Annotated in this window: 12 protein-coding genes and 1 other annotated feature; of the genes, 5 read left to right on the plus strand and 7 right to left on the minus strand. The window is 53.0% G+C overall.

Going from position 1 to position 12,433, the window contains the following annotated elements; all coding sequences use genetic code 11:
• Positions 1–84: 84 nt before the first annotated feature.
• From DDT56_RS23690 to btsR, 3 genes are all read right to left on the minus strand, one after another.
• Complete coding sequence (locus DDT56_RS23690; RefSeq protein ID WP_136168807.1) at positions 85–1,029, minus strand: SAM-dependent methyltransferase; 945 nt, start codon at positions 1,027–1,029, stop codon at positions 85–87.
• A gap of 147 nt (positions 1,030–1,176) precedes the next feature.
• On the minus strand, positions 1,177–1,524 hold the full coding sequence (locus DDT56_RS23695) for a DUF2799 domain-containing protein (RefSeq protein WP_136168808.1): 348 nt from the start codon (positions 1,522–1,524) through the stop codon (positions 1,177–1,179).
• Between the two features lie 47 nt (positions 1,525–1,571).
• Entirely contained in the window at positions 1,572–2,288 is a 717-nt protein-coding gene (gene btsR, locus DDT56_RS23700) for a two-component system response regulator BtsR (protein WP_136168809.1), read from the minus strand.
• Positions 2,289–2,509: 221 nt separating this feature from the next.
• On the opposite strand from btsR, the gene DDT56_RS23705 reads away from it, so the two are divergent.
• Both DDT56_RS23705 and tyrA read left to right on the plus strand, forming a co-directional pair.
• Positions 2,510–3,583 carry a 3-deoxy-7-phosphoheptulonate synthase gene (locus DDT56_RS23705; protein ID WP_136168810.1) on the plus strand — a complete coding sequence of 358 codons (1,074 nt, stop codon included), beginning with the start codon at positions 2,510–2,512 and terminating at the stop codon, positions 3,581–3,583.
• A gap of 6 nt (positions 3,584–3,589) precedes the next feature.
• Positions 3,590–4,711 (plus strand): bifunctional chorismate mutase/prephenate dehydrogenase, encoded by a 1,122-nt coding sequence (tyrA, locus tag DDT56_RS23710; protein WP_136168811.1) that lies wholly within the window; start codon positions 3,590–3,592, stop codon positions 4,709–4,711.
• Between the two features lie 57 nt (positions 4,712–4,768).
• On the opposite strand, the gene pheA is transcribed toward tyrA, so the two are convergent.
• The 4 genes from pheA to bamD form a co-directional block, all read right to left on the minus strand.
• Positions 4,769–5,929: a bifunctional chorismate mutase/prephenate dehydratase gene (gene pheA, locus DDT56_RS23715; protein ID WP_136168812.1), complete on the minus strand. Its 1,161-nt coding sequence runs from the start codon at positions 5,927–5,929 to the stop codon at positions 4,769–4,771.
• A 98-nt stretch (positions 5,930–6,027) separates the two neighbouring features.
• Positions 6,028–6,154 (minus strand) — a sequence feature (Phe leader region).
• Positions 6,106–6,153, minus strand: coding sequence for a hypothetical protein (locus DDT56_RS24660; RefSeq protein WP_210417076.1), 48 nt, complete (start codon positions 6,151–6,153; stop codon positions 6,106–6,108). It overlaps the preceding feature by 48 nt.
• Before the next feature lie 185 nt (positions 6,155–6,339).
• Entirely contained in the window at positions 6,340–6,678 is a 339-nt protein-coding gene (raiA, locus tag DDT56_RS23720; protein WP_009111764.1) for a ribosome-associated translation inhibitor RaiA, read from the minus strand.
• 254 nt (positions 6,679–6,932) lie between these two features.
• A complete protein-coding gene (gene bamD, locus DDT56_RS23725; RefSeq protein ID WP_136168813.1) occupies positions 6,933–7,667 on the minus strand; it encodes an outer membrane protein assembly factor BamD in 735 nt (244 codons plus the stop codon).
• Positions 7,668–7,800: 133 nt separating this feature from the next.
• Between bamD and rluD the strand changes: the two genes are divergently transcribed.
• The 3 genes from rluD (at position 7,801) to clpB (ending at position 12,217) form a co-directional block, all read left to right on the plus strand.
• On the plus strand, positions 7,801–8,778 hold the full coding sequence (rluD, locus tag DDT56_RS23735) for a 23S rRNA pseudouridine(1911/1915/1917) synthase RluD (protein ID WP_136168814.1): 978 nt from the start codon (positions 7,801–7,803) through the stop codon (positions 8,776–8,778).
• Positions 8,779–8,785: 7 nt separating this feature from the next.
• Positions 8,786–9,511 carry a purine nucleoside phosphorylase YfiH gene (gene yfiH, locus DDT56_RS23740; protein ID WP_136168815.1) on the plus strand — a complete coding sequence of 242 codons (726 nt, stop codon included), beginning with the start codon at positions 8,786–8,788 and terminating at the stop codon, positions 9,509–9,511.
• 132 nt (positions 9,512–9,643) lie between these two features.
• The gene (gene clpB / locus DDT56_RS23745) at positions 9,644–12,217 is read left to right on the plus strand and encodes an ATP-dependent chaperone ClpB (protein ID WP_136168816.1); all 2,574 of its coding nucleotides are present in this window, start codon (positions 9,644–9,646) and stop codon (positions 12,215–12,217) included.
• The last annotated feature ends 216 nt before the right edge of the window (positions 12,218–12,433 follow it).

Genomic DNA, 12,433 nt, shown 5'->3' on the forward strand with positions numbered 1-12,433 from the left:
CTTACAGGCGCATATGAAAAACCTCCGGCTATGCCGGAGGATATTTATTATGGTGAAGAGAATGAATGCGGTCACCGGCCGCGGTTAGCGAGGTTTGCGTGCGACGACGGTTGGGAACATATGCATGCGATCGTTGATAAACTGAATGTCGCTAAATCCTGCCTTTTCCAATTGGGCCTGCGTTTGTGCGTGAGTGCGAAAAGACGTCCATTTCGCATTGAGGATACGAGAGAAAAGCAGCTGCTGAAACGCCAGCAGGGTTGGGTCGGCCTCTCGCCAGGGCGAGTCTGCTGACAGCGCCGGCGGCGGTGTCAGAAAGCTGGTCACCAGCGTACCTCCGGGCTTCAATCCATCAAAAAACGCACGGTATAATGCGGTCACGCGTTCGTCATCGGGTTGGTAAATATTAAGCCCATTGCTGGTTAAGACATCGACGCGGGTTCCTAGATTAAGTGACCAGGCATCATGGCAATAGAGCGATAAGCGTTTTTCCAGATCCCGTTGAACCGCCAGTTGCCGCGCGCCTTCCAGCGCCTGCTCATCCAGATCTACGCCGATTAAGCTGACATCCTGATGATGGGTATAGTCGAGCAGCAACAGATCGCCCATAAATCCGCAGGGAACGGATGCCATAACGATGCCGGGACGTAACAGCTGTTGCAACTGCTGCCGGAAAATGCCGAATCGTTCGCGGGTCGCCAGTACGCTAGGCAACCGCTGATGAATAAGCGCCTCAAGCTGGCCGCTGAAATTGGCATCGGATGCGTCGCTGCGGTATGTCACCAGATGATGCGTCCAGTAGGCATTTAATCCATGATGCTGCAATAGAAAGCGCCCCAGTTCGAAGGTGGCAAGCTCTTCCAGGATGGCGAGTTGCTGCTCAACGGAAGCGGCGGGAAGATCGCCTGACTGACGGAGCCTGTCTCTGGCGGATTCCATCAGAGCATCATGGTGGTCAAAAGAGGTACTTCGGTGAGATAACAGTTCGGTACGAGGGGCTGCGCCGCCCGGCTGACTAGGTTTTGACATGTAACTACTCCGTTAGTAATCAACTATCTCGTTTATTATTTTACCTCCGTTATTATCTCATATTGAAATTATAATGACACTCAGCGGTTTCTGAACTTTTGTCAGATCGCGTGCTGTCGACGATTGAGTACATGACTGGGCGGGGGATTACTCGATACCCTGTTGCCATTGTTTTTTCAGGCGCTCGGCATCGGCGACGCCATCACAGCTGGCGGGGAAACTTTTGCCGGATTTCCCCCACGCATGCATATTGTCAAGGCGACAAAAGTCCGCCTGCCCCGCGCCGTAGCCGCGTAAATAGGCTTCGCGATCGATCTGGGGATTGCCAAACCACTCCTCCAACACGCTATTGTCTTTGACAACCAGGCCGGATATGGCGTCCTGATAACCGGCCTCATACCAGAAGGTTTTCTCGTTGTCGGCCGATGGCGCAGAGGCGTTATGTTGGCAGCCAGCGATAAAGAGAATTACAGCCAGGCAGTAACTGTATTTCATATCAAACCTTTCATGAGTTGGTTATCGCCATATAAAGCACATCGCCGCTATGCGATGCCCAGTTTTTCTTTTAGCAGTTTGAGATAGCGGCGACTCACCGGAATCTGTTTCCCGGTGTTGGTGAGCACTTCTGCCGCGCCGTTCTCCAGCAGTTTAATCTCTTTCAGCAGATCCGTATTGACCATATATTTCCGATGGCAACGCACCAGGGGCGTTTTTTCTTCCAGCGTTTTAAGCGACAGCTGCGTGTAGCCAGACTGGTTTACTCCCACAACGTGCACTCCGCCGAGTTCGGAACTGAGATATTCGACCTCATCGACCTTGAGCAAAAAAATGCGGTTATGCCCGTTGCAGGGAATATGGCGCAGATAGGGTTCGGTAATTAACTGTACATTTTTATTTACACTTGCGCCGCGGCGTAAACGATTTAACGTTTTATTCAGTCGCTGCGAATCCAGCGGCTTAAGCAGGTAGTCGAAAGCATGTTCTTCAAAGGCGCGCACGGCGTATTCGTCATAGGCGGTGACGAACACCACGTAAGGCATGTTTTCCGGATCCAGCATGGCGGCTAATTCCAGGCCGCTGACCTTGGGCATCTGTATGTCCAGAAAAATCACGTCAGGCTGCAAGCGATGAATAGCCGGTATCGCTTCAAGCACGTTGCCGCACTGAGCGATAATCGTTATGTCAGGTTCGTTTTCCAGCAGCAATGAAAGTTCTTCACGAGCGGGCAGTTCGTCGTCAATTATGATGGCTTTCAGCATTGTTCCCCCTTTGTCCCGCTGATTCTACCACCATTCGCATGCGGGATTGGCATGAAGTAGTGAAGCGCGCGGCGGATTTACCGCGGCGTGGGGTTTCATCGGCGGTAATTTTAAGTTTACAAATATGGATTGAAATCTTTACGGTTCGTGTTATGGTGTAAACCATAATGCAGCTGGCATTAATCGATTACGTCATACAGGATTCGGCAGGAAATATGAACATGCAAAAAGACGCTCTTAACAACATCAATATTGTGGAAGAACAGATACTGATTACCCCGGATGAACTGAAAGCCAAATTTCCGCTAAGCGACGGGGAGCACCAGGCCATCGCCAGCGCTCGCGAAACCATCGCCAATATTATTCATGGGCGCGATCGGCGTCTGCTGATCGTATGCGGCCCCTGTTCTATCCATGATACCGATGCCGCCCTGGAGTACGGGCGTCGTCTGCAATCCCTCTCGGCTGAATTGAGCGATCGGCTGTATATCGTTATGCGGGTGTACTTTGAAAAACCGCGCACCACCGTCGGTTGGAAAGGGTTAATTAACGATCCTCATATGGATGGCTCTTGCGATGTGGAAGCCGGGCTGCATATCGCCCGTGATTTGCTGCTCAAGCTGGTAAATATGGGGTTGCCGCTGGCGACTGAAGCGCTGGATCCCAATAATCCGCAGTATCTGGGCGACCTGTTCAGTTGGTCGGCGATCGGCGCCCGTACCACCGAATCGCAAACGCACCGCGAAATGGCGTCCGGCCTCTCCATGCCCGTCGGGTTCAAAAACGGCACCGACGGCAGCCTTGGCACGGCAATTAATGCGATGCGAGCGGCGGCCATGCCGCACCGGTTTATGGGGATTAATCAATCCGGCCAGGTTTGCCTGCTGCACACGCAGGGAAATGCGGACGGCCATGTTATTTTGCGCGGCGGCAAAACGCCAAACTACAGCGCGCCAGATGTCGCTGAATGTGAAAAACAGATGCTTGATGCGGGACTGAATCCGGCGCTGATGGTAGATTGTAGCCATGGCAACTCAAATAAAGATTACCGTCGGCAACCCTTGGTGGTCGAGTCGGTCATTGAGCAGATTAAGGCAGGCAACCGTTCGATCATCGGCCTGATGCTGGAAAGTCATCTTCACGAAGGCAGCCAGTCTTCAGAGCAGCCGCGTGCGGAAATGCGCTATGGCGTATCGGTAACGGATGCCTGTATCAGTTGGGAAAATACAGAAACGTTACTGCGTTCCGTACATCAGGAGCTTGGCGCGGAACGGGTAAAACATTCAGGAGAGTAGCAGAAGATGGTAGCTGAACTGACCGCGTTGCGTGATCAGATAGACGAAGTGGATAAAGAGCTGTTAGCACTATTATCACGCCGATTGCGTTTGGTGGCGGAAGTGGGGGAGGTGAAAAGCCGTTACGGCTTGCCTATCTATGCGCCCGATCGCGAAGCCGCCATGTTCAGTTCGCGCCGTAAAGAGGCCGCTCTGCTGGGCGTGCCTCCCGACCTGATTGAAGATATTTTGCGTCGCGTTATGCGCGAATCCTACTCCAGCGAAAATGATAAGGGATTTAAGACCTTAAATCCTCAGCTGCGCCCGGTCGTTATCGTCGGCGGCCGCGGGCAGATGGGGGCGCTATTTGAAAAAATGCTGACGCTGTCGGGGTATCAGGTCAGGATCCTGGAGCAGGAGGACTGGCCGCAAGCGGAAACCCTGCTATCTGACGCCGGCATGGTGATTGTCAGCGTGCCGATCCATATCACCGAACAGGTTATCGCCCGCCTGCCTAAACTGCCGGATGACTGTATTCTGGTGGATTTGGCTTCGGTCAAAAACGGCCCGCTGCAAGCAATGCTGGCCGCCCATCGCGGACCGGTGCTTGGGCTGCATCCCATGTTCGGGCCGGATAGCGGCAGCCTGGCGAAACAGGTGGTGGTCTATTGCGACGGACGTCAGCCGGAATCCTATCAATGGCTGCTGGAGCAAATACAGGTGTGGGGCGCGCGTTTACATCGCATCAGCGCGGTGGAGCACGATCAGAATATGATGTTTATTCAGGCGCTGCGCCATTTCGCCACTTTCGCTTACGGCCTGCATTTGGCGGAAGAGAACGTACAGCTGGAGCAGTTGCTGGCGTTGTCGTCGCCCATTTACCGTTTGGAATTGATCATGGTGGGCCGCTTGTTTGCTCAGGATCCGCAACTGTACGCCGACATCATTATGTCTTCTGAAAATAATCTGGCATTGATTAAACGTTATTATAAACGTTTCGGCGAGGCCATTGAACTGTTGGAACATACGGACAAAGCCGCGTTTATCAACAGCTTCAAAAAGATCGAACACTGGTTTGGTGATTATGCCGGACGCTTCCAGTCTGAAAGCCGGACTTTATTACGTCAGGCCAACGATATCCGCCAATAATACGTATTAACAACCAGCCTATTCGCCATCCCGGCAATGTAGCCGGGATGGCCGCTTTCACTCGTTGACGTCCACGGGCACCACGTTTTCACTGGGGTAGCAGCCTAACACCTTCAGTGAGCGCGTAATCGATGTCAATCCCCGCAGTGCCTTCTGCATCGCTTCGCTGCGCAGATTGGCCTGCACATCGATGTAGAACATCTCCTCCCAGGGGTTGCCGTTAATCGGCCGGGATTCCAGTTTGGTCATAATGATGCCCTGGTCGCGCAGCACCAGCAGCGCTTCAACCAGCGCGCCTGATTGTTGCCCTGTCGCCATAATCAGCGTGGTCTTGGCCGGAACCTGTTCCGTCACTTCGATGGGCTTACGCGCCAGAACAATAAACCGGGTAATATTTTGCGACTGGTTGGCCAGATTGTGTTCGAGAACCTGCAAGTTATATAGCATGCCGCCGGCTTCGCTTCCCAGCGCCGCGGCTTTGGGCGAATTAAGCTCCGCCACTTTTTCCATTGCCGCGGCGGTGCTTTCGCAGTATTCAATTTTCCAGTCCGGAAAACGGCTCAGGAAATGACTGCATTGCTGGAACGGCTGAGGATGGCTATAAACGGTTTCAATCTGATCGAGACTGGTCGGGGTAGCAACCAATACGCAGTGATTGATTGGATTCGTCAGTTCGCCGACGATCGACAGCCCGGTGTGTTGCAACAGGTCGTAGACATCGTTAATGGAGCCTGAACTGGTATTTTCAATCGGCAACACGGCGTAGTCCGCCTGGCCCGTTTCCACCATATTGAAGATATCCTGGAATTTATGGCAGCCACACTCGATAAGCTGCTCGAAATGCCGGGCCGCATATTGGCGGGCCGCCAGATGCGAATAAGACCCCTTCGGACCAAGAAAGGCGATGCGCGCGGAGTGAGCGGTGGTCTGGTTGAGGTGATGTTGCAGCAGCGCCTGCTGCGTCAGCACCGAATCTTCAATAATAAGCTGGAATAAACGGGTGATGTAGTGACCGTCGAGGTGATGTTTTTTCCCCGCAGCCGTGAGCTTATCGAGCAAATCACGTTCGCGCTCTTTGTCGCGGATAGGGCGATGGGAATGCAATTTAGTGCGTGCGATATCGAGCGCCAGCTCCCGTCTTTCCGCTAACAATTCCAGTAATTTTACATCCAGCTCGCTGATGCGTTCGCGTAATGCCAGTAGTGGGTTATCGGTCATTATCCTGTTACCTGTTTGCTGTTCTTATAAAAAATCGCCGGAGCGATTTTTAACGTCGCCTGCGACGGCCCGGAGGGGGCGGGCAGGGATAGCCCGTTATAAAAAAAGCCTCCTGTTTCAGGAGGCTTTTTTGTTCGTCTTCGTATTCTTGCTCTTACGACGAATCGCCTCCCAAATCAGGGGAAGGTGAAAAAGAATACGAAGAAGAACGGTGTGTTAGTCATACTGAACCGGTATGTAAGAAACGTAAGGATGAAATAATAGCATGTAAAGTAACGGTTGGCTTTTCATCCTGTCAATACAAAATCGCCGGGAGCGATGTTGAACAACGCGCAGCGTCGGCACTTTAGGGCCCCCCGCGATACAAAAGCGCGCCCTCAGGCGCGTTGGATAACAATGATGAAGCCGGATTATTCTTCCTGCGGCACCTGCAGGTTGGCATCTTTGACGCAAGCAGCCGCCCGGCGCGCCTCGCCTTTATGCTGCACTTTGTTTAATTGGCGCTCAAGCTTGGCAATAAGCTCATTGATGGCGGCATACATATCTTCATGTTTGGCACTGGCGACCAGCGGTCCGTTTGGCGTACTGATTGTTGCATCGGCAACGAAACCCTGAGGTTCTTTTGACAGAATGATGTGCGGGTTAATCAGATGGGCTTGCCACTTATCCAGTTTAGAAAGACGGTCTTCGACATGCTGACGTATTGCGGGGGTGATATCCATTTGCTTACTGGTAATATTGATAGTCATATAACTTACCTCTCTGCCTTTGTCCGTCTTGGATAATTTCAGCATAACGCGAGTGAAGACAAAAATCGTGATTATGATCACTTTTTTTTGTCACTTTTTGTCAATAAACCGTGATTTGTGGACCATGCTCAGGAATCGGCGGGAAGTGCTTGAGAGGGGAGGATAAGCTATGTCATTATCGAAAGGATGTATTGAACCCGCCATAAAAAAACGGCAACCGAAGCTGCCGTCTTATTCTTTCATTCGCGCTTGTTTTAAGCCGGATTCGCCGCGATGATTTTAGCGACTTTATCCGCCTGCGCCGCCAACTGAAGTTCGCGGTAGGCATTTTCCATCAATGGCAAGGCGTCTTTGGTGGCCTTGGTGTCCGGATAATCACGCAGCATTTGCTCGACGCGATTAACTACTGCCACATAAGCGCCGCGTTTCGTGTAATATTGCGCGACGGAAAGTTCATATTTAGCCAAACGCTCTTTCAGAAAGACCAGCCGCTTATTGGCGTCGGTTGCATACTGGCTGTTTGGGTAGCTTTGAATCAGCCGGCTGAAATCCCGGAAGGCCATGCGGGCATACTGGGGATCGCGATCGGAGCGATCGACGCCAAAGAACCCCTGCAGCGCGCTGTCGTCGAGAGCCATATCGGTCAGGCCACGCATATACAAGACATAATCAGCGCTTGCATGAGTGGGGTTTAAGCGCAGGAAACGATCGATGGAGGCCTGGGCTAACGGCAGTTCGGCGGATTTATAGTAGGCGTAAATCAAGTCCAGCTGTACCTGCTGAGAATAAGGACCGAATGGATAGCGGTTGTCCAGCGCTTCCAACTGCGTGATGGCGGCTCTAAAGTTACCGTCCTGCAGTTTTTGTTGAGCATTTGCATACAGTTCGGACGGCGGACTGTCAGGAACCGCATCCTTGGAGTTGCTGGAGCAGCCAGCCAGCGCCAGGCTCAACGTGGCGGCAGCCACCAGATATTTCATACGCGTCATGACGTTTTGATTATCCTCAGAGTGTTATTCCGGGAGACTGTCCGTTAAGCTCCCGATTTAGACCAGTGACAATAGTACATTATTTTAAACGGCGTCGCCGTGAAAACCCAACGTTAACGAAGAAGCTGCAACTATGGCACAACAAGTACAACTCACCGCAACGGTGGCCGAATCTCAACTCGGACAACGTTTAGATCAGGCTTTGGCCGAATTGTTCCCTGATTATTCACGATCTCGTATAAAAGAGTGGATCCTCGAGAACCGGGTACAGATTAACGGCAATGTCAGCAATAAGCCAAAAGTGAAGGTACTGGGCGGCGAATCGATTGCGATTGATGCGATTATCGAGGAAGAGGCGCGCTGGGAAGCGCAGGATATCGCGCTGGATATCGTCTATGAGGATCAGGATATTCTGGTGATCAACAAACCGCGGGATTTGGTCGTTCACCCCGGCGCCGGCAATCCCGATGGCACCGTGCTCAATGCGTTGCTGCATTATTATCCCGAAATTGTTGATGTCCCGCGGGCGGGCATTGTTCATCGTCTGGATAAAGACACCACCGGGCTGATGGTGGTGGCGAAAACCGTACCGGCGCAGACCCGCCTGGTTGAGTCGCTGCAAGCTCGTGAAATCACCCGCGAATATGAAGCCGTCGCCATCGGCAATATGACGGCCGGCGGTTCGGTAGAAGAGCCGATCGCCCGGCATGCGACAAAACGCACGCATATGGCGGTTCATCCGATGGGGAAACCGGCGGTCACACACTACCGGATTATGGAGCATTTCCGCGCGCACACGCGCCTGCGCCTGCGCCTGGAAACGGGACGCACCCACCAGATTCGCGTACATATGTCGCATATAAACCATCCGTTGGTGGGGGACCCGCTATACGGCGGCCGTCCGCGCCCGCCGAAAGGCGCATCTGACGAATTCATTACGGCGCTGCGCGGTTTTGATCGCCAGGCGCTGCACGCCACAATGTTGCGGCTATATCACCCCGTCAGCGGGATACAAATGGAGTGGCATGCGCCCTTGCCGCAAGATATGGTCGATCTTATCAATGCATTAAAAGCCGATACCGAAGCGTTCCAGGATCAACTCAACTGGTGATGAAACGATGCTAATTTATCCTGACTGGCCGATGCCGGAGAATGTCCGGGCCTGTAGCACCACTCGTTATGACGGCGTCAGTTTGCCGCCGTATGATGCGCTCAATCTGGGAAGCCATGTCGGTGATGATACCGAAAAGGTGAGGGTGAACCGTCAGATGCTGGTTGATGAAGCGGGTTTGCCATCAATGCCGCATTGGCTGGAGCAGGTTCACGGTACGGATGTGATTCGCATCGGCGGTACCGCGCCGCTTTCCGTTCGCGGCGACGCGGCTTATACGGATGGGAAAGAGCGGGTTTGTGCCGTGATGACCGCCGACTGTTTGCCGGTGCTGTTTTGTTCCGCCGCCGGCGATGAGGTTGCCGCGGCGCATGCCGGCTGGCGCGGGCTGTGCGCCGGCGTACTGGAAGAGACGCTTTCCTGCTTCCGTGCGAAACCGTCGCGGATTATGGCATGGCTCGGCCCGGCAATTGGTCCGGATGCATTTGAGGTCGGTCAGGAGGTTCGCGAAGCATTTATTCGGCATGACGCCGTGGCCGAGTCAGCATTCAGGGCTAATGGCGATAAGTTTCTGGCCGATATATACCAGCTGGCGCGTTTACGTTTACGCGCAGCCGGCGTGACGCAAATTTTTGGCGGAGACTACTGCACCGTAAGCGATCGGCAAAAATTTTTCTCTTATCGGCGCGATGGTGTGACGGGCCGTATGGCAAGTTTAATCTGGCTGATATAACCTATTGAATTAAGGCGGTCCACGGCAAGTAACATTTTAATCCCATTACTACTGGCGAAATAACCTTGAAATTTTGAGGGTTGACCTCATCTGATCTCCAGTAGCAGTTTTGACCAGTATATGGGAGGTGTTATGCGTCTGGATCGTCTTACCAGCAAGTTCCAACTTGCTCTCGCCGATGCCCAATCTCTTGCTCTCGGGCGCGACCATCAATTTATCGAACCTCTTCATTTGATGAGCGCTTTACTCAATCAGGAAGGCGGTACTGTCGGCCCGCTATTGACAGCGGCCGGCGTCAATGTCGCTCATCTGAAAAATGAAATCGATCAGGCAATAGCACGTTTACCTCAGGTCGAAGGTACCGGCGGCGATGTTCAGCCGTCCAGCGAGTTGGTTCGCACATTAAACGTCTGCGACAAACTGGCGCAGAAACGTGGCGACACCTTCATTTCCTCGGAGCTTTTTGTGTTGGCGGCGCTGGAGTCGCGCAGCTCGCTAAGTGACGTGCTTAAACGTGTAGGGGCAACGCCGGAAAGCGTTACCAAAGCAATCGATCAGATAAGAGGGGGCGAACAAGTGAACGATCAAGGCGCGGAGGATCAGCGGCAGGCGCTAAAAAAATATACCATCGATCTGACCGAGCGTGCGGAACAAGGCAAGCTTGACCCGGTTATTGGCCGTGATGAGGAGATTCGCCGTACCATTCAGGTATTACAACGTCGAACTAAAAACAATCCGGTATTAATCGGTGAGCCGGGTGTGGGTAAAACCGCCATTGTCGAAGGGCTGGCCCTGCGTATTGTTAACGGCGAAGTGCCGGAAGGTTTAAAGAACAAACGCGTTTTATCCCTGGATATGGGGTCGCTGGTCGCCGGCGCCAAATATCGCGGAGAGTTTGAAGAGCGTTTAAAAGGGGTGCTGACCGATTTATCCAAGCAGGAAGGGAACGTTATCCTGTTTATCGATGAACTTCATACGATGGTGGGCGCCGGGAAAGCCGACGGCGCCATGGATGCCGGGAATATGCTCAAGCCCGCTTTGGCGCGCGGCGAACTGCACTGCGTCGGCGCCACCACGCTGGATGAGTATCGGCAATATATAGAGAAAGACGCTGCTTTGGAGCGCCGTTTCCAGAAGGTGTTCGTTGCCGAGCCGACGGTAGAAGATACCATTGCTATTTTACGCGGTCTTAAAGAGCGCTATGAGCTGCATCACCATGTGCAGATTACCGACCCGGCGATTGTTGCCGCGGCCACGCTGTCCCATCGTTATATTGCGGACCGCAAGTTGCCGGACAAGGCGATCGACCTGATTGATGAGGCGGCTTCCAGTATTCGTATCCAGATTGACTCAAAGCCCGAGCCGTTGGATCGTCTGGACCGACGTATCATTCAGTTGAAGCTGGAACAGCAGGCGCTGAAAAAAGAGTCGGATGAAGCCAGCCAAAAACGTTTAGAGCTGTTAAGTTCCGAGCTTGAAGAGAAGGAGCGCGAGTACTCCAAGCTGGAAGAAGAGTGGAAAGCGGAAAAGGCATCGCTTACCGGCACTCAGAATATTAAGGCGGCGTTGGAGCAGGCGAAAATTTCGCTGGAGCAAGCACGCCGGCAAGGCGATCTGGGGCAGATGTCCGAGCTGCAATACGGTAAAATTCCCGAGTTGGAAAAACAGCTGGCGGCGGCCACGCAGCTTGAAGGTAAAACCATGCACCTGTTGCGTAACCGCGTTACGGATGCTGAAATTGCCGAGGTGCTTGCCCGCTGGACCGGTATTCCGGTATCCAGAATGTTGGAAAGCGAACGTGAAAAGCTGTTAAGAATGGAGGAGGCGTTGCACCAGCGCGTAATCGGACAGGATGAAGCGGTCGAAGCGGTGGCGAACTCTATCCGACGCAGCCGCGCCGGTTTGTCCGATCCCAATCGCCCAATAGGTTCTTTCCTGTTCCTTGGGCCGACCGGGGTGGGTAAAACGGAACTGTGTAAGACGCTGGCCTCTTTCCTGTTCGACAGCGATGATGCGATGGTTCGTATCGACATGTCCGAGTTTATGGAAAAGCATTCGGTGTCGCGTTTAGTGGGGGCCCCTCCGGGATATGTAGGCTATGAAGAGGGCGGCTACCTGACGGAAGCCGTGCGTCGCCGTCCTTATTCGGTGATCCTGCTGGATGAGATCGAGAAGGCGCATCCGGACGTGTTCAACATTCTGCTGCAGGTATTGGATGATGGGCGACTGACGGACGGCCAGGGGCGTACGGTCGATTTCCGCAACACGGTGGTGATTATGACCTCGAACCTGGGTTCCGATCTGATTCAGGAACGCTTTGGCGAGCGCAGCTATGCGGAGATGAGAGGGATGGTGCTTGAGGTTGTTAGCCATAGCTTCCGTCCTGAGTTTATCAACCGTATCGATGAAGTGGTGGTATTCCATCCGCTGGGTAGGCAACATATCGCCTCTATCGCCAAGATCCAGCTACAGCGTTTGTATAAACGCCTTGAAGAGCGCGGTTATCAGGTGACAATAACCGATGCGGCATTGGAACGGCTGGGAGAAATTGGGTTCGATCCGGTTTATGGCGCCCGTCCGCTTAAAAGGGCAATACAGCAGTTGATTGAAAACCCGCTGGCTCAACAGATCCTTTCCGGGAAATTAATCCCAGGTAAGCCGGTGACGCTGGACGTTGATGGTGAAAATATCGTTGCCCGCCAATAACGCCGCTGGGTAACAAATCAAAAAACGGGAGAGAACGGCTGTTTCTCCCGTTTTTATTTGTTCAGTACCGACAACCCTTATTTTCCGCATCAAATCGGCCAAAAATGGCTTTTTGACTTATTTTTAAGCGCTTGATTGTTTTTTTGCATTTAGCCCTTGTAAGCCGGCGAGAACTCCCTATAATGCGCCTCCACTGACAGGGCAACGGCGACGACG

This window comes from Brenneria corticis (genome assembly GCF_003115855.1).
GTDB lineage: Bacteria > Pseudomonadota > Gammaproteobacteria > Enterobacterales > Enterobacteriaceae > Brenneria > Brenneria corticis.